The following is a 25,051-nucleotide window of genomic DNA, read 5'->3' as shown; positions in this document are numbered from 1 at the left end:
TCAAATCCAAAATTTCACAACAGTACCCATAAATATAATAGCCAATTTTGTATTGTAAATTAAAGCAGGCAAATATGGCGACAAACAGAGAAAATATATACATTCCATTGGAGGATGTAGAAAGCGAACACTGTGCACTTATCGTTGATAAGGGGTTGGCACAGGTAAAAGGAATTGAAAGCCACAATGTAGAGTTGAACAACGGTAGGGCTGCCATTACCGTAAAGGACAATGCCGTTATAGGCGAAGCCGTGAAAGCTATCAAGGATCTCGGATATGGAGTTCCAACCGTTAAAAACACATTACCTGTACTTGGAATGACCTGTGCATCCTGTGCGGGCAGTGTGGAAACGTCCGTAAAAAACACACCGGGCGTATTGGCTGCATCCGTGAATTTTGCTACCAGCAATCTTTCGGTTGAATACCTGCCCAACATGACGAATGCTTCTTCGCTTCAAAAAATTGTTCAGTCATCCGGTTATGACCTGTTGGTCGAAGATGAGACCAAGCAGCAGGAAACACTGGAAGCAATCCATGCACAGAAATTCAAGGCACTGAAGAACAAGACCATCTGGGCGATAATTTTGTCACTTCCCGTTGTGGTAATCGGTATGTTCTTTATGGATATGCCTTATGCGAACCCGATCATGTTCGCATTCTCTACCCCGGTGCTTATATGGTTGGGAAAAGACTTTTTTATCAACGCATGGAAACAGGCAAAACACCGTTCTGCCAATATGGATACATTGGTGGCATTGAGTACGGGTATTGCATACCTGTTCAGTGTCTTCAATATGCTGTTTCCGGAGTTTTGGCACAACAGGGGGCTACATGCCCATGTTTACTTTGAAGCGGCAGCAGTTATCATTGCATTCATTCTACTCGGAAAACTGTTGGAAGAAAAAGCCAAGGGCAACACTTCGTCTGCCATCAAGAAACTGATGGGACTACAGCCCAAAACGGTTATCATCATCCAAGCTGACGGAACAGAAAAGCAGACCGCCATTGACGATGTGAATGCAGGCGATATAATTCTTGTTAAGCCCGGTGAAAAGATTGCGGTTGATGGTATCGTCACTTCCGGTACTTCGTATGTGGACGAAAGTATGCTGAGCGGAGAACCTGTGCCGGTGATGAAAAAAGAAAACGAAAAAGTTTTTGCCGGAACGATCAACCAAAAAGGAAGTTTCCAGTTCAAAGCCGTTAAGGTCGGCAAGGAAACCATGTTATCTCAGATTATAAAAATGGTGCAGGATGCACAGGGAAGCAAGGCACCCGTACAGAAACTCGTGGATAAGATCGCAGGGATCTTTGTTCCGGTAGTGATGGGAATTGCCGTTCTAACCTTTATTATCTGGTTGGTATTAGGTGGAGATAACGGTATCGTTCAGGGGCTACTTGCAGCCGTTACCGTGCTCGTTATTGCCTGTCCGTGTGCCCTGGGACTTGCCACGCCTACTGCAATCATGGTGGGCGTTGGAAAGGGAGCGGAAAAAGGTATTCTTATCAAAGATGCCGAAAGCCTTGAACTGGCAAAAAAAGTAAACGCAATAATCTTAGATAAAACAGGAACCATTACCGAGGGAAGACCAGAAGTAACCGGTATCCAGTGGCTCAATGATGACGACAGAGCAAAAGACATCCTGTTAAGTATCGAAAAACAATCCGAGCATCCATTGGCTGAAGCCGTAGTAAAACATCTCGACGGAGTACAGCCTACAACACTGTCACTGTTCGACAGTATAACCGGTAAAGGGGCAAAAGCAGATTATAATAATGAAACCTATTTTGTAGGCAATAAAAAGCTATTGGCTGAAAACAACATCACTATCGCTGAGGTATTGCTACAGCAGGCTGTCGAATGGGGCAATCAGTCCAAAACGGTCGTATGGTTTGCCAGCAGCAAAGAGGCACTTGCAGTCATTGCCATTGCCGATAAGATCAAGGAAACTTCCGTTCAGGCAATCCGTGAAATGCAGGAAATGGGCATTGACCTATATATGCTTACCGGAGATAACGAGGCTACGGCGAAAGCCATTGCCCAGCAAACAGGTATCAAACATTACAAGGCAGAGGTTTTGCCACAGCATAAGGCAGACTTTGTAAAAGAACTGCAACAGCAGGGAAAAGTAGTCGCAATGGTTGGGGATGGTATCAACGACAGTACAGCATTGGCAACAGCCGATGTAAGTATAGCAATGGGCAAAGGTTCGGACATTGCGATGGACGTAGCCAAAATGACTATCATCTCTTCTGACCTGACCAAGATACCTATGGCAATGAGATTATCAAAACAAACCGTGGCTACCATAAAGCAGAACCTGTTTTGGGCATTTATCTACAACCTGATCGGTATTCCCATCGCTGCGGGTATCCTTTATCCTATAAACGGTTTCCTGTTGAACCCGATGATTGCAGGTGCGGCAATGGCGCTGAGCAGTGTGAGTGTGGTGAGCAATAGCCTGTTACTGAAATGGAGAAGATAAAACAGTAAATATCACAAATCAAACAAAGAATATCGCAAGGGTTTCGACCTGATTAATGGCGACCTTTACACTATAAAATAACAATACAATGAAACAGTTTAAAATAAGCGTTCCCGACATGCAAAGTACACATTGCCAAACAAGGGTAAGCAACGCAGTCAAGGATATCAACGGTGTACAGATAGACAATTTGCAGGCAGGTGAAATAACAGTTTCGGTTGCATCCGAGGACACAAAGGAGGAAGTCGTAAAAGCCATCGAAAAAGCAGGTTATTCCGTTTCCGGTAAAGAAAATTGCGACACTTCGGAAAAGTCCAAGGGAGGCTGTTGCAGTAAATAAGAATTAATCACTATAAAAAATTAAGACAATGGAAAATAAAGCAATTCAATTCAAAACCAACATCAACTGCGGTGGTTGTGTGGCATCGGTAAAACCTCATTTGGATAAGACCGTAGGTTCGGGGCAATGGCAGGTAGATACCGCCAATAAAGATAAGATACTTACAGTTACATCCGAAGCCGTAACGGAAAACGAAGTGATCGAGACCGTGAAAAAAGCAGGATTTAAAATAGAGGCTTTGTAAGCGTTAACAATCCTCTAAATATAGAATGCCCACTGTTAAAGGATGTAAATCTTTTAGACAGGGGCATTCGTTTTTTATTACCAATGCAAATTATTAAATAATATTTTGGCAAATATTCATTCCACAATCTTCAAAAATGATAAATAAATGGATAAACTTCTGTAAGTGAATAATTTTATTTCTAAATTTGCCGAGTTGAAAAATGTGAGCATACATATCGGGATTATTACGTTGTTCTGTTTGGGCTTCTTTATGATGCCCAGCCAAAGTTTTGCATGCTCCAAACATTCTGCTAAAACAGAACAGAAGTCCTGTCATAAAGAGAAATCTAAAGATAATAAAGAGAAAGATTGCTGCAAGACCAAATCCTGCAAAAAAAGCAAGAAGGAAAACGGACATTGCAGCGGTAATTGCAACGACAAATCCTGCAACAGTACGTCCTATTCTTCAATGGGGCTTCCTATATTCCTTGAGATCAAAACAAAAAGCTATTTTGCAGATGCAAAAAAGCAAAAATTCGGATTCAAAGAAGCCTACTATTCTTCAGGCTATTCCTCTATCTGGCTACCGCCTAAAATAAGCTAAAAACCACCCTGTATAGCCAATGGTGTGACCTGTCGTATCTACACGCTATACCTTCCAATTACTTTTCCGGTAGTGGTGCATAGCTTTTTAGTTTCGTAAATGTTTAGCTACTGCTTTCTTGGCGTTTAATATACTTTAGAAATGTGTTTCTAAAGTATTGCTGTCCGTCATTGTTTTAACAGAACAGAGATGGCGTACGGCCATCAACCTACAAAGAATTTTACCGGACCAACCCGCACAGATACAGCATTGCCGTATCTGATACGACATATTGCTTAGTCAAATCAATTTAAAACATTCAAAATTATCATACAATGAAAAATAGATATATCTCAGGCCTGATGGCTTTATTCACTCTTTTTATGGCAGCATGTAATCAGAACACGGGAAATAAATCGGAACAGGCAAAACAGGACGATCCGGCCAATGTTTCAGCTACACCTGCATCCCAACAGGAAAACCAAGCTGCTAAAAAAGACAATTTTGCAGAACTCTTTTCACATTATCAACATCTTGCCTTAGCCCTATCTTCCGATGACGACAAGGAAGCCGCACTTGCTTCCAAAGGAATTTTAGAAGCTATACCAAATATAAATACCGGGAATTTTACTGCCGAGCAAAATTCCAAGTACGATGAAATCATAGCAGATGTAAAGGAACACGCAGAACATATACAGGAAAACATCGGAAACATTGCACACCAGAGGGAACACCTGGTCGGACTAAGCGACGACCTGTACGACATTACCAAAACCTTCGGTTCGGAAAAGACCATCTATAAAGTCTATTGTCCGATGTACAACGACGGAAAAGGTGCTTTCTGGCTGAGCAGCATCAAAGAGATCAAGAACCCGTACCACGGTCAGGAGATGCTGGGTTGTGGCGAGATTCAGGAAGAGTTAAAATAGTACCAACAAAATTCCCCGGCATACAGGGCGGAACCTGTATGCCGATTGTAAAACTGAATATGTTATGCTTAATAAAATAATCAAGTATTTTCTTGAAAACAGGGTAATAACATTGTTATTGCTTGTAGCGCTGATTATATGGGGACTATCAACAGCTCCATTTAATTGGCAGGCAGGGGTACTACCGAGAGATCCGGTACCTGTCGATGCCATTCCCGATTATGGGGAAAACCAACAGATCGTTGCCACAGAATGGATGGGGCGTTCTCCCAAAGACATACAGGATCAGATAACCTATCCGCTCACCACCTCACTTTTGGGTATTTCGGGAGTGAAAACCATTCGTAGTACATCGATGTTCGGTATGTCTTTCATCTACATCATTTTTGAAGAGGATGTAGAGTTCTATTGGAGCAGGTCAAGGATTTTGGAAAAACTGAATTCCTTACCGCCCGGCACCTTGCCCGAAGGCGTTCAGCCAGGTCTTGGACCCGATGCTACCGCACTTGGACAGATATTCTGGTACACACTGGAAGGACGAAATCCCAAGACCGGGGAACCTGCTGGAGGATGGAATCCCGATGAGCTCAGGACGGTTCAGGATTTTTATGTCCGCTATTCGGTTTCGTCCGCTGATGGCGTTTCCGAGGTTGCTTCCGTTGGAGGTTTTGTAAAGGAATATCAGGTAGAGATTAATCCCAATGCCATGCGGGCTTTCAACGTTTCCATTATGGATGTGATGGGAGCCATTCAAAAAAGCAACCTGGATATCGGTGCAGAAACGGTCGAGATCAATAAAGCAGAATATCTTGTCAGAGGATTGGGATATATCAAGAACGTATCCGATCTGGAAGAGGCTGTGGTCGGTATTCAGAACGGAGTGCCCGTAAAAATAAAAGATGTAGCATTTGTCAATCTCGGGCCTGCTACCCGCAGGGGCGGATTGGACAAAGAAGGTATCGAAGCGGTGGGTGGCGTTGTTGTAGCCAGATATGGTTCAAATCCACTGCATGTTATTGAAAACGTCAAGGAAAAAATAAAGGAGATAGAAGCGGGTCTTCCGGAAAAGGTACTACCCGACGGTACTGTTTCCAAAGTAACGGTCGTTCCGTTCTATGACCGCTCCGGTCTGATTATGGAAACCATAGGAACGCTTGAAACAGACCTTTCTCACGAGATACTGATCAGCATCATCGTCATCATTATCATTATTGTCAATCTACGTGCATCTGTAGTCATATCGAGTTTGCTCCCCATAGCGGTGCTGACCACATTTATAGTCATGCGGCTGTTGAATATCGATGCCAATATTGTTGCTCTTTCCGGTATTGCCATAGCCGTTGGGGTTATGGTCGATATAGGTGTGGTCTTTGTCGAAAATGTCATACAGCACATGGAAAAACCGGAGAATAAAGGAGTTACCAAAGGAAAGGCATTTGTGGATCTCATATTCAGAAGTGTGAGTGAGGTGTCTACACCTACAATCGTTGCGATGCTGACCACTATTATCAGCTTCCTGCCGGTATTCTTCTTGGAAGCACAGGAAGGTAAACTTTTCAAACCATTGGCCTATACCAAAACAATTACCCTGATATCGGCTCTTGTACTTGGGATGATGATCGTTCCAACACTAACGTATTATTTCTTTTCGATAAAGGTATCTTCAAAAAAAATCCGTAAAATACTGAACATATTGCTTGTCGCCGGAGGAATTATACTATTTCTGGCAACAGGTACCTATATCGCTCTGATCCTGCCATTATTTGGATTGAATAACCTGTTCGCCCATAAATGGAAGGATGAAAAGATCCCGAACTATATCAATGCCGGAATTGCAATATTGGGAGCAGTGTCATTCCTCACTTCCGAATGGCTCCCGGTCGGTCCGCAGGCAGGGTTCATTTCCAACCTGCTTGTTGTAGCGACCTGTATCGCATTGATATTGGGCTTCTTCTCATTGCTTATTGCTAATTATGAACGCCTGATAAGATGGTGCCTGGACAATCGTCTTAAATTTATGATGATCCCTGTCCTGACCCTATTGTTCGGTATTACCATCTGGCTTGGTTTCAATACCGTTTTCGGCTTTGCCGCCAAAGGCTTTGAAACATTGGGATGGAAAAATTTCAGGCAGACCGCCTTCTGGGAAAGTGCATCCGGCAAATTCCCCGGTATCGGACAGGAGTTCATGCCGAGCCTGAACGAAGGTTCATTCCTGTTGATGCCAACAAGTATGCCCCACACAGGCATTGAGCAGAACCTTCAGTTCATAGGAGCGTTGGACAAACGGATCAGCAGCATTCCCGAAGTGGTCACTACAGTTGGAAAATGGGGACGGGCAAATTCGGCCCTCGATCCGGCACCGACCCAGATGTTTGAGAATGTGATCAATTACAGACCTGAATTTATCGTGAATGAAGACGGGCACCGTATGAGGTTCAAGGTGAATAATAAGGATGAGTTCATACTTAAAAATGGAGGCATCTACAATCCCGAAAACGGATTCCGTCTGATTCCTGCCGACAGTTTGATCATTGATGAAAAAGGCGATTATTTCAGGCAATGGAGACCTCACATCAAGACAAGCGATGATATCTGGCAGGAAATAGTTAACGTATCCCATATGCCAGGACTGACCTCTGCACCCAAATTACAGCCTATAGAAGCAAGACTGGTTATGCTTTCTACAGGTATGCGGGCTCCGATGGGGCTAAAGGTGTCGGGTCCTGACCTTGAATCCATTGAAGCGGGTGGAAAATTACTGGAAGCTGCTTTAAAGGAAGTTCCGTCCGTACTTCCTTCAACGGTCTTTTATGACCGGGCTGTTGGTGCACCGTATATAGAAATCAAGCTCAACAGACAGAACATGGCCCGTTACGGCATCACTGTGGCTGATTTGCAGGAAGTCATCAGTGCTGCTGTCGGAGGTATGCCACTTACCACTACGGTTGAAGGTCGTGAACGGTTCCCTGTAAGATTAAGGTATCCAAGGGAATTACGGGAGAATCCAGAAGAACTCTCCAAACTGCTTATTCCTACAGCCATCGGAGCACAGATACCGATGAAAGAGGTTGCCGATATCCAATACACCAAGGGGGCACAGATGATACAGAGTGAAAATACCTTCTTACTCGGCTATGTCATCTTTGACAAGGTAGCGAATGCCGCAGAGGTTGATGTGGTCAGGGAAGCCGACAATCTGCTGAAGCAAAAAATAAGCTCGGGAGAGATAAAACTACCTAAAGGAGTCACCTATAAGTTCGCAGGAAACTATGAACAGCAACAAAGAGCCAGCGACCGTCTGATGATATTGATACCATTATCACTTATCCTTATACTGGTCATCCTCTATTTTCAGTTCAAGAGCGTTACGGCATCCCTGATACATTTTTCGGGCGTATTCGTGGCATTCGCCGGAGGTTTTATCTTCCTGTGGCTCTATGGGGAACCTTGGTTCCTCAACTTTTCGATTGGCGATGTGCAGATGCGGGAGCTGTTCCAAATACACCAGATCAATCTAAGTATAGCCGTTTGGGTGGGCTTCATCGCCTTATTTGGCATATCTACGAGTGATGGTGTGCTGATGGGCTCATTCATACACGACACCTTTGTCGAGCGTAATCCACGTACCAGGGAATCCATCAGGGAAGCTGTTGTTTATGCAGGTAGAAGACGTGTCAGACCAGCTGCCATGACCACCGGAGTTACCCTTATAGCCCTTTTGCCTATTCTGACCTCTGTCGGTAAGGGTTCCGATATTATGGTTCCCATGGCCATACCAACTTTTGGCGGTATGCTGATCCAATCCATGACCATGTTTGTCGTACCTGTACTGCAATGCTGGTGGCGTGAATGGGTCATTAAAAAAGAGGGGCATATTAACGAATAAAACGAAATAAATTATGTCAAAAAATAAGATCAAATATTTAATAACGATGCTTCTGTGTTCGGTCATAACGGGCGTTACGTTTGGGCAGACCGATTCATTGAGCCACTACCTGGAAGTAGCCGCCCGAAACAATCCGGGTGTAAAAGCCAGCTTTTCGGCCTATCAGGCATCGTTACAAAAAATCCCGCAGGCAGGAGCCATTCCCGATCCCCAATTGGATATGGGATTTTTCCTTCAGCCAATGGAGATTATAGATGGAAGACAATACGGGAATGTACAGGTGATGCAGATGTTCCCTTGGTTCGGTACACGAAAAGCAGCCCGTACCGAAATGACACATATGTCCAAAATGGCTTTCGAAGAGTTCCGGCAAAGCAGGGATAATCTTTACCTACAGGTATATACACAATGGTTTATACTATGCCGTTTGCAGGAACAGCTGAACAACAACCGTGAAAATAAAAAATACCTTGAACAGTTGGAACAGCTTGCATTGAGAAAGTTTTCGGCATCGGGAGGAAAAGGCACTACCAATACACCGGTGCCGTCTCCACAGCCTGTAATCACCTCTCAGGGTAGTTCTAACAGTGGTATGTCCGGCATGGGTGGTATGGGAGCTAAAAGCAATCAGCCCGGCAACCGTAACCAGCCCGCAATGGCTCCGATGGGCGGTGGTATGGGAGATAATATGCCCGCATCTTCCGGTATGTCGGATGTACTTCGAATCCAACTGGAAATAGCAGAGATCGACAATAACATAGAAAGTTATCTTTCGGAAATTAAAGCAGCGGAAGCAGCTTTTAATGCCATAATGAACCGTCCTGCACACCATGAGGTCATTTTGCCCGATAGCCTTACCCAAATTCCATTTTCGCTCGATATTGCATCCGCAATGGATCAGATAACTGAGCAGAACCCCATGCTGGGGATGCTGGTCGAAAAAGGAGAAGCTTTTAAGGCCAAAGCCGAAATGGACAAAAAAATGAGCTATCCCATGATTGGCGTAGGGCTTCAGTACATGATGATCGGAAAGCGTAAGCCGATGGGAATGGGTATGGGAATGGATGAGTTACCTATCACCAGTATGAACGGAAAGGATATGATTATGCCAATGGTTTCTTTAACGATACCTATTTATCGTGGCAAGTACAGGGCACAGCAACAGGAAAGTAAATATTGGTGGCAGGCCAGCCGTGATGAATACGACAATACACGGAACTCTTTGGAAGCAGAACTATATCAATCCAAACATCTTTTGGATAATGCTTCACGAAAAATAGAGCTCTATGCAAAGCAGTCCCAGCTTGCCCAGGCTACCTATAATTTAATAACCCAGGAGTTTATTACAGGTAAAAGCGACCTGAGCGATGTGATACAGGTACAACGTCAGTTATTGGACTATCAGTTGAAAAAAGCAGAGGCTATAGCTGAGTATAACACAATGGTTGCAGGTATCCAAAAACTGATTTCATTCAAAGACGATGAACAAGCAAAAACAAATTAGATTATGAAAACCAAGATAATGAACATCATACAAAACAGGTATTTAAAATACGGTACGATCCTTTTGGTCGGCCTGCTGCTGGGCTGGCTGATTTTTGGTGGCTCATCAGGTGAAGTAGATCATTCTACGCACGACCATTCAAAGGAAGGAGCGGAAAAAGAAGTCTGGACCTGCTCCATGCACCCACAGATAAAAATGGATAAACCGGGGAAATGTCCCATCTGTGCAATGGATCTGATTCCATTAAAAACGTCGGGGGGTGGTGATGAGGCCATAGACCATAATGCTATCCAGCTTTCAAAAGAAGCAGTAGCATTGGCTAATATCCAGACATCCGTGGTCAGTCGCCAAAATCCCATTAAAGAAGTACGGCTGTATGGTACGATACAGGAAGATGAACGTCTTTCGCAATCCCAGACATCACACGTAAACGGAAGGATAGAAAAACTGTTCATCAATTTCACGGGAGAAACCATACGTGAAGGACAGACCATTGCCACAATATATTCACCTGAACTACTTAGTGCACAGCAGGAACTATTGGAAGCCGTAAAAATGCAGGGATATCAACCTGCATTATTGGCCGCCGCAAAGGAAAAACTTCGTTTGTGGAAATTGACGGATAGACAGATTGCTGCAATAGAAAAATCAGGGGTAGTGAATCCCCTTGTTGAGATCAAAGCTACTTCAAGCGGGATTGTTACAAGTAAGAAAGTAAACCAGGGAGACTACATTGGTCAGGGTAGCGTATTGTTCAGCGTAGCAAACCTTTCAAGGGTTTGGGCAATGTTTGAAGCTTATGAAACTGATCTTCCATTCTTAAAGGTCGGAGAGAAATTGGAGTTTACCTTACAGGCCATGCCGGGAAAATCTTTCTCAGGTACAATATCCTTCGTTGACCCATTGCTCGACCCCACAACACGTACTTCAAAAGTTAGGGTGGAAACTGCCAATCCGGGAATGCAGCTAAAACCGGGGATGTATGCCAATGCTATCGTAACTGCCGCATTGAAGCAGTTCAATAACGAAATCGTTATTCCAAAATCGGCTGTTCTATGGACAGGGAAACGTTCCATCGTTTATGTCAAACAACCCAATGTTGAATCTCCTGCATTTTTATTGAGAGAAGTAGATTTAGGACCTTCCCTTGGGGATAGCTATGTCGTTACCGGAGGGATCAATGACGGAGATGAAATCGTAACCAACGGTGCTTTCACCATAGACGCAAGTGCGCAGCTGGAAGGCAAACAGAGTATGATGAACAATGACGGCTCTTCGGTAGCAAGTACAGGGCACAATCATGGCACTGCCGAACACAAAGAGCACAAAGGCGAGAAATCCCATGAAATGTTTAAGGTTTCGGGATTATGCGAGATGTGTAAAAGCCGTATAGAGAAAGCCGCAAAAGGAGTGAAAGGTGTAATCAACGCAAATTGGGATATGAAAGCTAAGGTCATACATCTTGATTTTGATCCAAAACAGACATCAAAAAGTAAGATAAGTAAAGCTATTGCCGGAGCAGGACACGATACGGAATTGGATAAAGCCCCAAAATCTGTTTACGATGCTTTACCAAGTTGCTGTCACTATGACCGATAAGCGTAAAACGCAAAGCGTAATTTTTGTAAAACAAACAAAGAAAAACGCAACTTGTAAAATCAAGGATATGCCAACTTTGTACTGTTAGAAAGTAAGAACAAAGATTTTGAATGCCCTTTGTTGGAAGATGAAAATCTTTTTAACGGGGCATTCAATTTTTAAAACAATTAATAAGAATGAATATGATATTGCTAATATTTTATCATATACGCCTGTAAAACGGCAAAAAAAAGATACAAACTACTGTAACAGAATAATTTTATTTTTAACTTTGTCATGTTGAAAAATTTGAGCATACATATTGGCATAATTATTTTTTTCTGCTTAGGTTTCTTTTTGATCCCTAACCAGTCCTATGCCTGTGCCAAACATTCAGCAAAAACCGAAAAGACATCCTGCTCAAAAACAAAATCCAAGGATTCCAGGGAAAAAGATTGCTGTAAAACCAAGTCCTGCAAAAAAAGCAGGGAAGACAAAGGGCATTGCAGCGGAAACTGTAAAGACCAATCATGTCATAACAGTAATTCCTATTCTTCCATGGGGCTGCCCGTAGTTTTGGAAATCAGAGACAAGAGCTATTTTGCGGAAGCAAAAAAACAAAAATTCGGATTCAAGGAAACCTACTATTCTTCAGGCTATTCCTCTATCTGGCTCCCCCCTAAAATAAGCTAAAATGGTGGCTGTATAGCCAAAAGTACGTCCTTTCATATCTTTTTTGAAAGAATAGACTATCAACATTTTATCTAATTCAGTAATTTTTATTTTAATGAAATCCATAAATAAAATATTTATGGCGATGGTACTATCGCTATATTCAGTTGTCAGTTTTGCCCAGATCAAAAATGCCAAAACAGAAACCCTACACATCTATGGCGAATGCGAGATGTGCAGGGCAAGAATCGCAAAAGCAGGCAATGTTAAAAATATTGCACTGGTAAATTGGGATGAAAAGACCAAGAAAGCCGAAATTACCTATGACAGTGAAAAGACCAATACCGACGAGATCCTCAAACGCATTGCGCTGGCAGGTCATGATAACGAAAAATTCTTAGCTCCGGACGATGCCTATGCTAAGCTGCATGGCTGTTGCCAATATGAGCGGACACTAAAAGCTTATGTCAACAAAGAGCAACAGAAAGCTTCTGTACCGGATGAGCATATAGGCCATCATGCCAACCAGGCAAGTAATGCCGAACCTGCACAGGACATCCCACAGTTAAAACAGGTATTCGATCACTATTTTTCCCTGAAAGATGCGCTGGTAAAAACCGATGGAAATACGGCAAAGACAAACGCTACAGAGCTTTCCAAAGCGATCAAGGCTGTGGATATAGCGAAGCTTTCTGCCGAAGAACGTACAATATGGGAAAAGTATGTAAAGGATTTTGGCGCAAGCGTGGATAAGATTATTGCTGCAAAAGATATTTCGGGACAAAGAAAATCTTTCTCTGAACTTTCAAAAACCGTTTATGAGCTTGCTAAGGTTTCCAAGCAGGACAGCCCTGTTTACTATCAGCACTGTCCGATGTTCAATGGTGGTGCTAACTGGCTCAGTAAAGAAAATACGGTCAAGAATCCTTACTATGGTTCCCAGATGCTTACCTGCGGAAGTATTGTTGAAACCATAAAATAACACGCCCGTTACATGAAGAACAATACAAATTGGTACGTCATTACCGGAGGACCTTCTACAGGAAAAACTACGGTAGTGAACCTCTTATCCGAAAAGGGATATAATACGGCAATTGAACACGCAAGACATTACATCGATACGATGGCCGTCGGTGGTAAAACCGTAGAGGAAATAAGGGAAAATAAGCTGGAATTTCAGCAGGGTGTACTCAGGATGCAGATTGAACAGGAAGCAGATCTTGATCCAAAAGAAACCGTGTTTCTGGACAGGGCAATTCCCGATGCCCTTGCCTATTATCGTTTTTTGGGTCTGCAACCCGACGACCTTATAAATGATGCCTTAACAAAAGTTGATTACAAAAAAGTATTCATACTTGAAAGGCTACCTTTTATCAAGGATTACGCACGTACGGAAAATGAAAGTGAACAGCTTCACATACATTCACTGATCATAGAGGTCTATGAATCCCTGTCCCTGCCCGTAGTCCACGTTCCCGTACTTCCGCCGGAAGAACGGGTTCAGTTTATTCTTAACAATCTTTAATTTTCAATCGATCATGAAAAAATATACGTGCCCGATGCACCCACAGGTGATAAAAGACGAACCCGGCAAATGTCCGCTCTGCGGAATGGACCTGGTGCCAATGGGTGCAGGCAATCACCACGATGATACCGCTCACCACGGGCATCATCATGGACATGACCATCATCATGACCACGATAACCATAGCGATTACAACAAACATGCGGGCCACCATACAGGCGATTTCCTGAAAAGGTTCTGGGTCAGTCTGGTCATTACGGTTCCTATCCTGCTGTTATCGCACATGATACAGCACTGGCTTGGTTTTAACCTGAAATTTACGGGCGACAACTATGTGCTGCTTGCCCTGGGAACAATAATCTATGTGTATGGCGGTATGCCTTTCCTAAAAGGCATGGTCGGAGAAATCAGAGCCAAAGCTATCGGCATGATGACTCTGGTAGCCATCGCTATTACCGTTGCCTATGTATATTCGGTAGCCGTGGCACTGGGATTGAAAGGTATGGATTTCTTTTGGGAGCTGGCTACCCTTATAGATATCATGCTCTTGGGACATTGGCTGGAAATGCGTTCCCAAATGGCGGCATCCAAAGCATTGCAATCATTGGTCGCATTGCTTCCCAACAGTGTTACCGTAGAGCGAAACGGTGAAGCTGTAAAGATAAAACTGGAAGAACTGCAAAACGGAGAAACGGTTATTATCAAACCGGGTGAAAAGACTCCTGCCGATGGGCTGGTTACCGAAGGGCTTTCTTATATCAACGAAAGTATGCTTACCGGAGAAAGCGTTCCCGTTAAGAAAGAGGTAAATGATAAAGTAATAGCAGGTTCCATCAATGGTGACGGTGCCGTTAAGATCAAGGTAACGGGAGTTGGTAAAGACAGTTACCTGAATAAGGTCATCAACCTTGTACAGGAAGCCCAGGCAACAAAATCAAATACCCAGAACCTTGCAGATAAGGTAGCGAAATGGCTGACCTTTATTGCCATAGCCGTCGGGATCATTACATTCGTTTACTGGTTCTCCAGCACGGGCGATATGGCTTTTGCCCTGGAAAGAATGGTAACGGTAATGGTAACAGCCTGTCCGCACGCTTTAGGGGTAGCTATACCTTTGGTAGTCGCTATTTCCACGACCCTATCGGCCACAAACGGACTGTTGATCAGAAACCGTACTGCATTTGAAACCACAAGAAAGCTTTCCACCATTATTTTTGATAAAACGGGAACACTTACCAAAGGCTCCCATGCGGTAGAAAAGGTTATTCCTTTAACGGACGAGTACAGTGTGGACGAAGTGATCCAATACGCTGCCGCTGTACAGCAAAACTCTGAGCATCACATCGCTAAAGGTATGATCGCTAAACTGAAGGAAAAAGGACTTGCTTTATGGAAATCCGAGAACTTCAGCTATATGCAGGGTATTGGCGTACGGGGAACTGTCAACGGTAAGAATGTCGTGGCGGCAGGTCCGAACTATTTTAGCGAAAACAAGCTTTCATTGCCCGAAATCCCAGCTGAGATCAACCAGGAGGCAGAAACCGTAAATTTCGTACTGATCGAAAACAAAGTTATCGGAATCATTACCCTCGCCGACAGTATCCGTGAGGGTTCACAGGCTGCGATTGATGAGCTGAAAAAAATGGACATCAAATCATTTCTCCTGACAGGGGACAATGAGAAAATTGCTGCCGCCGTAGCCGGAAAATTAGGTATGGATGGCTATCTGGCAAATGTGCTTCCGCACAACAAGCAGGAAAAGGTAAAGGAGTTTCAGGCAAAAGGAGAAATCGTAGCCATGACCGGTGATGGTGTGAACGACGCTCCCGCACTTGCACAGGCTGACGTGGGGATCGCAGTTGGTTCAGGAACCGATGTAGCGGCAGAAACGGCTGACATTATACTGGTCGATAGCGACCCGAAAGACATCGTGAAACTGATAGACTTTGGAAAACTTACCTACAAGAAAATGGTTCAGAATCTGATATGGGCCGTTGGCTACAACGTGGTAGCCATCCCCCTTGCAGCAGGTCTGCTTTACCCGAATTTTGTTTTAAGCCCTGCTATGGGTGCTGTACTGATGAGTGTGAGCACAATTGTTGTGGCTATCAATGCAAGTTTATTAAAAATCAAAAAGTAACAGAAAATGAAAAATATAACACTATCCATATCCGCTGCTGTACTGATGACAATAGCAGTATCTTGTAACCAGTCGTCCAATAAAAATTCGGAAAAATCTGAAAACGGTTCAACGGCTGTAGCAGAAGATCAATCTACACAACAGTCAGAAAAGAAAGCAACCGATTCAGCTACTATTGAAGACGGGACATCAACAGCACAGGGCGATAACAATAGCTTTTCCATTGCACCTATCGTAACAGATTACCTGTCATTGAAGAATGCTCTGGTATCGGATAATGACAAAGCTGCCGCAAGTGCGGGCAAAAAACTGTTGGCGACTTTAAACAAAGTGGACATGCAGTCCGTACCTGCCGATAAACATCAAAAATATATGGATATAGCTGATGACGCCAAGGAACATGCAGAACATATCGGTGAGAATGCAGGCAACATTCACCACCAGCGTGAACATCTTTCATCCCTTAGTGAAGACCTGAAAGACCTGATAGCATTGTTCGGTGCGTCCCAGATCTTATATCAGGATCATTGCCCCATGTTCAATGATAATAAGGGAGCGATATGGCTGAGTGAAAGCAAGGACATCAAGAATCCATATTATGGATCAGAAATGTTGACTTGTGGTAATGTGCAGAAGACCATTGCTGCCAAGTAAACCCAATATGGATCACATTGCCGGTAGTATAGCTTGAATTTGCAGATGGGCTTAATTGTGTGAGATTTACTGAGAAATCAGTAAATCTCACAAATCTAACAAGAAAAATCACAATAGCCGGGTCTGTTAGAATCCTCAATTTTGTACTGTTGCCCGGTAATGGATAAGCAATGTAATAATGGGTCTAAAAAAGAAAATTATTTTGGGGGTGGCTGTCATCCTGATCGGTATACAGTTCTTCCAGCCGTTGCGAAACCAGTCGGAGGAAGTAACTGAAGCTCATTTTGAAAAAGTATATGCCGTACCCCAAAATATAAAGGCAATCCTTGTTCGATCCTGTTATGACTGCCATAGCAATAATACCCGGTATCCATGGTATGGTCGCATCCAGCCGGGAGCATGGTATATGGCAGACCATATCCGTAAAGGGAAACAGGAACTGAATTTCAGCGAGTTTGGCGATTATTCTCAACGTAGGAAACGCAGCAAACTGAGATCTATAGCCGGACAGATAAAAGATGGAGAAATGCCACTGTCGTCTTACACCCTGATCCACCGTGATGCCGCTATTTCAGAGGAAGACAGACGGACTTTAACGCAGTGGTTCGAAGCTATGGAAGACAGCGATAAATAAAATTTGGAACAATGTACAAACATCAAAATATAATTATAAAAACAGTACAGACAGTATTTATGCTACTGTTTACACATACACTATTCGCCCAGAAAGTAGTGCATTACGATCTTTATGTTAAGGATACCCTTGTGAATTATGCAGGTAAGGAAAAAAGGGCCATTGCGGTAAACGGGCAGATCCCGATGCCGACATTAACCTTTACGGAGGGCGATACTGCCGAGATAGTCGTGCACAACCTGCTGAAGGAAAGCACATCACTACATTGGCACGGCGTATTTTTGCCCAATAAAGAAGATGGTGTGCCCCATCTTACCCAACAGCCTATTCCCCCCGGTTCTACCTATACATATCGTTTTCCCATTATCCAGAACGGTACCCATTGGTATCATTCCCATTCAGGATTGCAGGAACAGATCGGGATGTACGGAAATTTTGTCATGAAGAAACGTGAAGATGACAAAACCTTCAGGAAAGGGATCGATGATCTGCCAACGGTACCTATTATCCTTAGTGAATGGACAAATTTGAACCCGAACAACATCAACCGGATGCTGCACAACGCCAACGATTGGGCCGCTATCAAAAAAGGGGCTACGCAATCCTATGGTGAGGCTATCAGTGAAGGTCAGTTTGGCACAAAGGTGAAAAATGAATGGAAGCGAATGCTTGCAATGGATGTAAGTGATGTGTACTATGACAAGATACTTATCAACGGAAGCAACTCGCCCCAGCTGAAGTCCGTGGACGGCAAGCCGCTCAAAGCAGGCGATAAAGTACGCTTACGTATTTCAAATGGTGGCGCTTCCTCTTATTTCTGGTTACGCTATGCAGGCGGTAAGATAACCGTGGTAGCCAGTGACGGAAATGATGTGGAACCGGTTGAAGTAGACAGATTGATCATAGCCGTATCGGAAACCTATGATATTGTGGTTACGATTCCTAATGAAGGAACTGCGTACGAATTATTGGCTACTACGGAAGACAGAACGCAATCGGCAAGCTATTACATTGGAAATGGCGTAAAACAACTGATTGCCCCCTTACCAAAATTGAAATATTTTGAAGGGATGAAGATGATGAACGACATGATGAAGATGAACGGCGACCTGGATGATATGGGAATGAACATGAGCCTGAACCAGATGGATATGAATGTGGTGATGTATCCCGAAATTACAGGAGAGGCAGGAAAAAAAGCTGACCATAGCAAACACGGCGGTATGGATATGAGCAATGACCCCAACCGCTATAACGCCAATGCACTTGGCGATATCGTTACCCTGAACTATGCGATGCTAAAATCTCCACAAAACACTACACTTAAAAAAGATGCCCCTGTCAGGGAACTGAAATTTACACTTAGCGGCAATATGAACCGCTACGTGTGGAGCATGGACAACAAAGTACTTTCAGAAGTTGACAAAATTCCGGTAAAGAAAGGTGAGATATTGCGTATCACGCTCCATAATAATTCCATGATGCGCCATCCGATGCACCTGCACGGTTTCGACTTCAGGTTATTGAATGGCAAGGGTGATAATTCGCCTATGAAGAACATCATAGATATTATGCCGATGGAAACCGATACGATAGAGTTTGCGGCAAACGAGGAAGGCGACTGGTTCTTTCACTGCCATATCCTTTACCACATGATGGCGGGCATGAACCGTGTTTTTGCTGTGGGCGATTATGAAAACCCTTATCTCCCTGATAAGCAAAAAGCATACAGGGCATTGCAGAAAGAGGCCAATATGCCGCACTTCATGGCACAGAATGATTTTGCGACCAATGGTAATGATGGTGAAGCCATGCTTCAGAATGCCAGATGGAGCCTGGGAACGGAGTGGCGATTAGGGTATAACGATATGCACGGATACGAAGTGGAGACCCATTTGGGAAGATACATCGGCAAGATGCAATGGCTGATGCCTTTCATCGGATTTGACTGGCGTTACCGTAAAATGGGTATTGATGAGCACGAAAAAAATATTTTTGGGCAGACCAACAAAAAAGACAACCGGAGTGCCGTTAGCCTTGGGGTAATGTACACCTTGCCCATGCTGGTAAACTTCCAGGCCGAGGTGTATCATGACGGGATTGTCCGGCTATCATTGATGCGGGAGGATATCCCGATATCCAAACGCTTGCGTGCAGGATTTATGGTCAATACCGATCTGGAATATATGGGTGAACTCAGGTATATTTTTACCAAGAATATCGGCCTGAGGGCACATTACGACAGCGATATGGGATTTGGTGCAGGGATCGCATTGACATACTGATAATTTAAAATTTATAAACAATGAAATTTTTAAAATGGATCTATAATACATTCTTCAAAAAGAAATGCTGCCGTTAAAAACGGTCAAAAGAACAGTTGAAAAAAAGCAAATAATTTAAACGAACAGATATGATCACAACAGAGAAAACTTTATCGGAAGTTATGGAGATCCTCAGACAGCGGGGTTATACCGAAGACTTCAACCTATTGGAAGTTTCCGCATCCTATACGCCGGAAAAACATTGCATCAACATCAATGATCTGGTCATTGATAAGATCTACCGTTTTACCGGGCAGAATGATCTGGATGACGAAGCCATCCTTTACGCTATGCACAATAAGAGCGATGGGGCAAAAGGCGTTTTTGTAAACGGTTACGGGACTTACACGGACACTGAAGCAGACGAGATCATCAGTAAAATTTCCGTACATGAAAATGATGCGGATGATTGGACAATTGATTGCTCAGGTAACTGCTAAAAATGTATAATTAACTGTAATTTTTATTAAATTTGCATAATAATTCATGAAAAAACTATTCGTCATATTCCTTTCCATGTTATATCTGGTATTGTCTACGGGCTTTATCCAGTACTCACATATGTGCAAGGGAATGGCTGTAAAACTTTACAGTCTGACGAATAGTAATACCCATGCCGATTCGGACAAACCCTGTCCGATATGTTCTAACAAGAATAAAGAACTAAAGGAAAAAAAGAAAGGCTGCTGTAAGCACGAAACCAAAATCGTTAAGGTAGATAATGCAGCACATAAGTATTCAGGATTTGACCTGTCGGTTAAATTCTGGGGCGAAGCGATCCCGAATGAAACATTGGGAGCCTTGTTTGAATTTTCAGGAATATACCCTGAACCTTCCAAACCGACCTACCTTTCTACCAAGATCCCGATAAGGGGCAATCCACTCTACATACTTCACTGCGTTTATAGAATTTAGGATCTGACGTTCCGAAACTAAGAATTGCATGCCCATACTTAGGGTTATGCCTTAATTCGTTATGTCTAATTTCTAATTTTTATAACAATGAACATAAAGATCATTGCATCTGTTGGTGTAGTGCTCCTGTGCAGTCTTAATGGCTATGCACAGGTACTGCATCTGGACAATGCACTCCAACGTTCCGCTGAAAACTATGACAGGATAAAATCCAAAAAATCGATAGTTTCTGCGTTTGAACAAAATACCGTTTTTCAAAAACAACAATACCTGCCTGATGTAACCCTTGCAGCACAACAGAGTTTCGGAACCATCAATATGGTACACGGTTCCATGTACGCCTACGGAGGTCTGGCTTCTGCATCCACTTCGCTGCCACTGGCGGAACAGAACTGGAATGCCGCTTTTGGGTCACTCTATTTTGCCAATGTAAACTGGAACCTGTTCACTTTCGGCAGGATAAAGAATGAGGTAAAACTGGGACAGTCCAAAGAAAAGACTGCCATTGCAGATCTTGAACAGGAGATTTTCCAGCTTCAGGTGAAAACGAGTGCTGCCTATCTGAACTTATTGGCCAGCCAGCGCCTACAGTTTGTGCAGGAAAAAAACCTCGAACGGGCACAGGTATTTTTTGAAATGACCGACTCCCGTGCAAAAAGCGGCCTGATCCCTGAAGTAGATGCTTCATTGGCCAAAGCGGAAGTTTCCAACGCAAAATCCTTGCAGATTAAATCTTATGATAAGGTATTGGAATACTCGAAGCAGCTTGCCGTATTCTTGGGTGAAGAATTTCAGACCTATCAGCTTGATAGCCTATACAGTACAACCATACCAAAAAATATACTCAGCCCTGAAAATAGTGATGTCAGCAAACATCCTCTGCTTCAATTACAGCAAAGCAAGGTAGACCAGAGCCTTCAATCCGAATCCTTGGTAAAGACCCAAAGGCTTCCCAATTTGTCTGCCTTTGGCGTACTTCAGGGACGTGGATCAGGTTTTGAATCCAATTATATGCAGGATAACAGTGCCTATTCAGGCTCGTACCTGAAAGGTGTCGGTATTGACAGGGGAAATTACCTGCTCGGTTTTACGTTAAGCTGGAACATTACCAATCTTTACCGTTTCAACAGTAAGGTAAAGGAACAGCAGTATTTTACCCAATCATTGAAGCAGGATTATGATCTCCTGCACAAGGAGCTTAACGCCCAGTCCAAGCTTGCCCAGTCACAGCTGGCCAATGCTTACGAAAACTTTGAGGAAACCAAAGTGCAGTTATCCGCTGCACAATTGGCCTACAGACAGCACACGGCATTGTACGAAAACGGACTGACCACGTTAGTGGATTATACGCAGGCATTATACGCACTGAACCGTGCCGAGATTGACTACGAGATTGCCCAGAACAATGTATGGCAGGCACTCTTGCTGTTGGCATCATCACAGGGCGATCTTGAAATATTGACCCAAAAACATTAACTAAATAATTTAATCAATGAATTTGATAAGTTTTGCTTTAAAAAAGCCACTTTCCATATTAGTCATTGTACTTGGCTTACTGTTCTTTGGGATCAAAGCGACCAGAGATGTGAAAGTGGACATCTTGCCGGAGATGAACCTGCCGGTAGTTTATATAGCCCATTCCTTTAACGGTTACACACCGCAACAGATGGAGGGGTATTTTACAAAAATGTACGTGAACATGATGCTGTTTGCCAACGGTATCAAATCCATCGAAAGTAAGAATACACAGGGACTTACCCTGATGAAGATTACTTTCTATGAAGGTACCGAAATGGGTGAAGCGATAGCCAGTATCAATGCACTGTCCAACCGTTCTCAGGTATTCCTGCCACCGGGCGCTCCGCCGCCGTTTATCATCCGTTTTGATGCTTCATCACAACCGGTTGGGCAGTTGGTATTCCGCAGTAACACAAAAACAAATAACCAGTTACAGGATATTGCAAACTTCAACGCCCGTCCGTTCCTGATTAAGATACCCGGTTTGACAACAGCCCCACCTTTTGGAGGGAGCCCCCGTACCATTGAGATCAATATCGATCCCTACAAGTTGCGTTCACATAATCTATCTCCGGAACAGGTTGTTGAAGCCATCAGCAGGAACAATATAACATCCCCTTCAGGGAATATCTATATTGGGGATAAAAATTATCTGACCCCGACCAATAATACGGTAAAGAATATTGAAGAACTGGGTGATGTGCCGATCTTCAAGGGTACAGTGGATAATGTGTATATCCGTGACGTAGCAACCGTTAAGGACGGTGCGGATATTGCGACGGGCTATGCCCTTATTGACGGAAAACGTTCCGTATATATCAATATTGCAAAGGCCGGTAATGCTTCTACACTCGATGTGGTCAACACACTGAAGAAACAGTTGCCGGACATTCAGCGTAATATGCCTGATGACGTGAAGATATCCTACGAATTTGACCAATCGGTGTATATTTCCAACGCCTTGAAAAGTCTTGTCGTAGAGGGCGTACTGGGAGCTTTGCTGACCGGATTGATGGTATTGTTGTTCCTGAATGACCGCAGGGCGGCACTGATCGTGATTATGACCATTCCGATCTCTATTATCTCTGCTGTCCTGTTCCTTAAACTTTTCGGACAGACCATCAATATCATGTCGCTTTCAGGCCTTGCACTTGCAATTGGTATATTAGTGGACGAGAGTACGGTAACCATCGAGAATATCCACCAGCACTTTGCCATGGGTAAAACAAAGGCACAGGCAATATGGGATGCGTGTAAGGAGATTGCTTTTCCAAAACTGCTCATCATGCTCTGTATCCTTGCCGTATTTGCTCCGGCCTTTATGATGACAGGCATACCAGGGTCGCTGTTTATGCCATTGGCAATGGCTATTGGTTTTTCGATGATTATTTCCTTCCTTTTATCACAGACTTTCGTTCCGGTGATGGCCAATTGGATGATGAAACATAATATTGAAAACTGCGAAAACCCTGCACATAAAGAAGACAGGTTTACAAAGTTCAGGGAGAAATTTGCAAACTTCCTTTCGGGTCTGATGAAATTCAGAAAACCTGTTGTGGGAATTAGCCTGATTGCCGTTATCCTTGCCGGAGCCGGTCTTTACCTGATTACCGGAAAAGACGTACTTCCTGCCTCTAATTCCAAACAATTTCAAGTAAGGCTTAAAGCTGCCGACGGAACCCGCATAGAAGTAACCGAGAAAAAGGTGAAGAATTTCCTTGAACTGCTAAAAGCCAAGGTCGGTAAGGATAATGTTGCCATATCATCGGTTTTTATCGGACAGCACCCTTCAACATTTGCCGTGAGCCCGATCTATCTGTACAATGCGGGACCGCATGAAGCCCTGATGCAGGTTGCCCTTAAAGAATTTAACGGTAATTCAGATGAGCTGAAAGATGAACTTCGTCAATATTACAAAGAAAAAATGCCCGATCTGCAACTGTCATTTGAACCAATTGAACTGACAGAAAAAATCCTGAGCCAGGGAGCTAATAATCCTGTTGAGATCCGTGTTTCGGGGATGATGAAGAAAATGAACATGATGACGGCAAATAAGCTTCTTGCAAAACTGAAGGAACTTGACTACATGCGTGATCAGCAGATCCCACAATCCATGAACTATCCGGCAATGCAGATCAATATTGACCGGACAAGGGCTGCCCAGTTGGGACTGGACGCACAGGATATCGCTAAATCACTGGTTGCCGCAACAGCTTCGACACGTTATACCAATAAAAACTTTTGGGTTGGAGGTATGATGGGTATTGCATACGATGTACAGGTTCAGACCCCTCAGAATATACTGAACAGCAAAGAGGAACTGGAAAATCTTCCCCTGACCAAAAATCAGGACAGACCTGTATTAAGCGATGTTGCTACGGTAATGCCTACCAAGGAAATGGGAGAAAGTTATAACCTTGGAACAATGGGCTATACAACGGTAACAGCCAACTTGCATAAAAAAGACCTTGAACAGGCATCCAAAGACGTAAAAGCAGCAATAGCTTCTCTTGGTGAATTGCCAAAGGGTATCAATATTGAGGTTGCAGGACTTGCTCCTGTTCTGGACGAGACATTAGGAAGCCTTGCTTCAGGACTATTGATCGCTGTCGTAGTCATATTTCTGATGCTTTCTGCCACATTCCAATCCTTCAGGGTTTCGTGGGTAATTTTATCAACTGTTCCTTTTGTAATCGTGGGTGCGTTGGTTGCCCTGAACCTGACAGGTTCTACGCTGAACCTTCAATCCTATATGGGAATGATCATGTCGGTCGGGGTATCGATTGCAAATGCAGTGTTATTGATTTCAAATGCCGAAACGATACGCAAATCTTCAAATGATGCACTTGGAGCCGCAATAGAAGCAGCCAAATTACGTATCCGTCCGATTGTCATGACCACATTGGCAATGGTAGCCGGTATGTTACCGATGGCCATCGGATTTGGAGAAGGCGGAGATCAGGTATCTCCGTTGGGACGTGCCGTGATTGGTGGTTTGATTTTCTCTACTTTTTCGGTATTGATCGTTCTCCCACTTGTATTCGGTTGGGTTCAGAAAAAAGCATCCATCGTATCCAATTCGCTGCATCCAGAAGATGAGGAAAGTATTCACTTTGTAAACCTAAAAAAATAAAG

The 25,051-nt window shown here is 43.6% G+C and carries 19 protein-coding genes; 18 read left to right on the top strand and 1 reads right to left on the bottom strand.

Annotated elements, in window-relative coordinates; genetic code table 11:
• Positions 1 to 74: 74 nt before the first annotated feature.
• The 8 genes from P767_RS0102035 (at position 75) to P767_RS0102000 (ending at position 11,555) form a co-directional block, all read left to right on the top strand.
• Positions 75 to 2,486: a heavy metal translocating P-type ATPase gene (locus tag P767_RS0102035; RefSeq protein ID WP_026763213.1), complete on the top strand. Its 2,412-nt coding sequence runs from the start codon at positions 75 to 77 to the stop codon at positions 2,484 to 2,486.
• Between the two features lie 88 nt (positions 2,487 to 2,574).
• Positions 2,575 to 2,826, top strand: coding sequence for a heavy-metal-associated domain-containing protein (locus P767_RS15345; protein ID WP_051416988.1), 252 nt, complete (start codon positions 2,575 to 2,577; stop codon positions 2,824 to 2,826).
• Between the two features lie 28 nt (positions 2,827 to 2,854).
• Positions 2,855 to 3,070, top strand: a complete 216-nt coding sequence (locus tag P767_RS0102025) for a heavy-metal-associated domain-containing protein (RefSeq protein ID WP_026763212.1) — start codon at positions 2,855 to 2,857, stop codon at positions 3,068 to 3,070.
• A gap of 165 nt (positions 3,071 to 3,235) precedes the next feature.
• Complete coding sequence (locus P767_RS18570; RefSeq protein ID WP_216593183.1) at positions 3,236 to 3,655, top strand: hypothetical protein; 420 nt, start codon at positions 3,236 to 3,238, stop codon at positions 3,653 to 3,655.
• A gap of 314 nt (positions 3,656 to 3,969) precedes the next feature.
• Positions 3,970 to 4,563, top strand: coding sequence for a DUF3347 domain-containing protein (locus P767_RS0102015; RefSeq protein ID WP_026763211.1), 594 nt, complete (start codon positions 3,970 to 3,972; stop codon positions 4,561 to 4,563).
• 64 nt (positions 4,564 to 4,627) lie between these two features.
• Positions 4,628 to 8,452 carry an efflux RND transporter permease subunit gene (locus P767_RS0102010; RefSeq protein WP_026763210.1) on the top strand — a complete coding sequence of 1,275 codons (3,825 nt, stop codon included), beginning with the start codon at positions 4,628 to 4,630 and terminating at the stop codon, positions 8,450 to 8,452.
• Positions 8,453 to 8,465: 13 nt separating this feature from the next.
• Positions 8,466 to 9,956, top strand: a complete 1,491-nt coding sequence (locus P767_RS0102005) for a TolC family protein (protein WP_026763209.1) — start codon at positions 8,466 to 8,468, stop codon at positions 9,954 to 9,956.
• Positions 9,957 to 9,974: 18 nt separating this feature from the next.
• Entirely contained in the window at positions 9,975 to 11,555 is a 1,581-nt protein-coding gene (locus P767_RS0102000; RefSeq protein WP_216593182.1) for an efflux RND transporter periplasmic adaptor subunit, read from the top strand.
• Between the two features lie 630 nt (positions 11,556 to 12,185).
• Here P767_RS0102000 and P767_RS18245 read toward each other — a convergent pair.
• Positions 12,186 to 12,332 (bottom strand): hypothetical protein, encoded by a 147-nt coding sequence (locus tag P767_RS18245; RefSeq protein ID WP_157611321.1) that lies wholly within the window; start codon positions 12,330 to 12,332, stop codon positions 12,186 to 12,188.
• Between the two features lie 13 nt (positions 12,333 to 12,345).
• Between P767_RS18245 and P767_RS0101985 the strand changes: the two genes are divergently transcribed.
• The 10 genes from P767_RS0101985 to P767_RS0101940 all read left to right on the top strand — a co-directional run bounded on the left by P767_RS0101985 (position 12,346) and on the right by P767_RS0101940 (position 25,049).
• A complete protein-coding gene (locus P767_RS0101985) occupies positions 12,346 to 13,188 on the top strand; it encodes a DUF3347 domain-containing protein (protein ID WP_245586812.1) in 843 nt (280 codons plus the stop codon).
• Between the two features lie 12 nt (positions 13,189 to 13,200).
• Positions 13,201 to 13,731 (top strand): AAA family ATPase, encoded by a 531-nt coding sequence (locus tag P767_RS0101980; protein WP_026763206.1) that lies wholly within the window; start codon positions 13,201 to 13,203, stop codon positions 13,729 to 13,731.
• Positions 13,732 to 13,744: 13 nt separating this feature from the next.
• Positions 13,745 to 15,871 carry a copper-translocating P-type ATPase gene (locus P767_RS0101975; RefSeq protein WP_026763205.1) on the top strand — a complete coding sequence of 709 codons (2,127 nt, stop codon included), beginning with the start codon at positions 13,745 to 13,747 and terminating at the stop codon, positions 15,869 to 15,871.
• A gap of 6 nt (positions 15,872 to 15,877) precedes the next feature.
• Positions 15,878 to 16,525 (top strand): DUF3347 domain-containing protein, encoded by a 648-nt coding sequence (locus P767_RS0101970; protein ID WP_026763204.1) that lies wholly within the window; start codon positions 15,878 to 15,880, stop codon positions 16,523 to 16,525.
• Positions 16,526 to 16,703: 178 nt separating this feature from the next.
• Positions 16,704 to 17,159 (top strand): heme-binding domain-containing protein, encoded by a 456-nt coding sequence (locus tag P767_RS0101965; RefSeq protein WP_026763203.1) that lies wholly within the window; start codon positions 16,704 to 16,706, stop codon positions 17,157 to 17,159.
• Between the two features lie 11 nt (positions 17,160 to 17,170).
• Positions 17,171 to 19,444 carry a multicopper oxidase family protein gene (locus tag P767_RS0101960; protein WP_026763202.1) on the top strand — a complete coding sequence of 758 codons (2,274 nt, stop codon included), beginning with the start codon at positions 17,171 to 17,173 and terminating at the stop codon, positions 19,442 to 19,444.
• A 128-nt stretch (positions 19,445 to 19,572) separates the two neighbouring features.
• Positions 19,573 to 19,923, top strand: a complete 351-nt coding sequence (locus tag P767_RS0101955) for a hypothetical protein (protein WP_026763201.1) — start codon at positions 19,573 to 19,575, stop codon at positions 19,921 to 19,923.
• A gap of 46 nt (positions 19,924 to 19,969) precedes the next feature.
• Entirely contained in the window at positions 19,970 to 20,398 is a 429-nt protein-coding gene (locus P767_RS0101950; RefSeq protein WP_026763200.1) for an HYC_CC_PP family protein, read from the top strand.
• Between the two features lie 87 nt (positions 20,399 to 20,485).
• On the top strand, positions 20,486 to 21,874 hold the full coding sequence (locus P767_RS0101945) for a TolC family protein (protein ID WP_026763199.1): 1,389 nt from the start codon (positions 20,486 to 20,488) through the stop codon (positions 21,872 to 21,874).
• Positions 21,875 to 21,890: 16 nt separating this feature from the next.
• Positions 21,891 to 25,049, top strand: a complete 3,159-nt coding sequence (locus P767_RS0101940) for an efflux RND transporter permease subunit (protein WP_026763198.1) — start codon at positions 21,891 to 21,893, stop codon at positions 25,047 to 25,049.
• Positions 25,050 to 25,051: the final 2 nt, after the last annotated feature.

Origin of the sequence: Sediminibacterium salmoneum NBRC 103935 (assembly GCF_000511175.1) — a bacterium.
GTDB lineage: Bacteria > Bacteroidota > Bacteroidia > Chitinophagales > Chitinophagaceae > Sediminibacterium > Sediminibacterium salmoneum.
This window is presented reverse-complemented; position numbering and strand designations above follow the sequence as displayed.

Excerpts from the sequence above, each read along its gene's own strand:
- P767_RS0102035 (WP_026763213.1), top strand. The coding sequence starts at position 75 with ATGGCGACAAACAGAGAAAATATATACATTCCATTGGAGGATGTAGAA.
- P767_RS15345 (WP_051416988.1), top strand. The coding sequence starts at position 2,575 with ATGAAACAGTTTAAAATAAGCGTTCCCGACATGCAAAGTACACATTGC.
- P767_RS0102025 (WP_026763212.1), top strand. The coding sequence starts at position 2,855 with ATGGAAAATAAAGCAATTCAATTCAAAACCAACATCAACTGCGGTGGT.
- P767_RS0102015 (WP_026763211.1), top strand. The coding sequence starts at position 3,970 with ATGAAAAATAGATATATCTCAGGCCTGATGGCTTTATTCACTCTTTTT.
- P767_RS0102010 (WP_026763210.1), top strand. The coding sequence starts at position 4,628 with ATGCTTAATAAAATAATCAAGTATTTTCTTGAAAACAGGGTAATAACA.
- P767_RS0102005 (WP_026763209.1), top strand. The coding sequence starts at position 8,466 with ATGTCAAAAAATAAGATCAAATATTTAATAACGATGCTTCTGTGTTCG.
- P767_RS0102000 (WP_216593182.1), top strand. The coding sequence starts at position 9,975 with ATGAACATCATACAAAACAGGTATTTAAAATACGGTACGATCCTTTTG.
- P767_RS18245 (WP_157611321.1), bottom strand. The coding sequence starts at position 12,332 with ATGGATTTCATTAAAATAAAAATTACTGAATTAGATAAAATGTTGATA.
- P767_RS0101985 (WP_245586812.1), top strand. The coding sequence starts at position 12,346 with ATGGCGATGGTACTATCGCTATATTCAGTTGTCAGTTTTGCCCAGATC.
- P767_RS0101980 (WP_026763206.1), top strand. The coding sequence starts at position 13,201 with ATGAAGAACAATACAAATTGGTACGTCATTACCGGAGGACCTTCTACA.
- P767_RS0101975 (WP_026763205.1), top strand. The coding sequence starts at position 13,745 with ATGAAAAAATATACGTGCCCGATGCACCCACAGGTGATAAAAGACGAA.
- P767_RS0101970 (WP_026763204.1), top strand. The coding sequence starts at position 15,878 with ATGAAAAATATAACACTATCCATATCCGCTGCTGTACTGATGACAATA.
- P767_RS0101965 (WP_026763203.1), top strand. The coding sequence starts at position 16,704 with ATGGGTCTAAAAAAGAAAATTATTTTGGGGGTGGCTGTCATCCTGATC.
- P767_RS0101960 (WP_026763202.1), top strand. The coding sequence starts at position 17,171 with ATGTACAAACATCAAAATATAATTATAAAAACAGTACAGACAGTATTT.
- P767_RS0101955 (WP_026763201.1), top strand. The coding sequence starts at position 19,573 with ATGATCACAACAGAGAAAACTTTATCGGAAGTTATGGAGATCCTCAGA.
- P767_RS0101950 (WP_026763200.1), top strand. The coding sequence starts at position 19,970 with ATGAAAAAACTATTCGTCATATTCCTTTCCATGTTATATCTGGTATTG.
- P767_RS0101945 (WP_026763199.1), top strand. The coding sequence starts at position 20,486 with ATGAACATAAAGATCATTGCATCTGTTGGTGTAGTGCTCCTGTGCAGT.
- P767_RS0101940 (WP_026763198.1), top strand. The coding sequence starts at position 21,891 with ATGAATTTGATAAGTTTTGCTTTAAAAAAGCCACTTTCCATATTAGTC.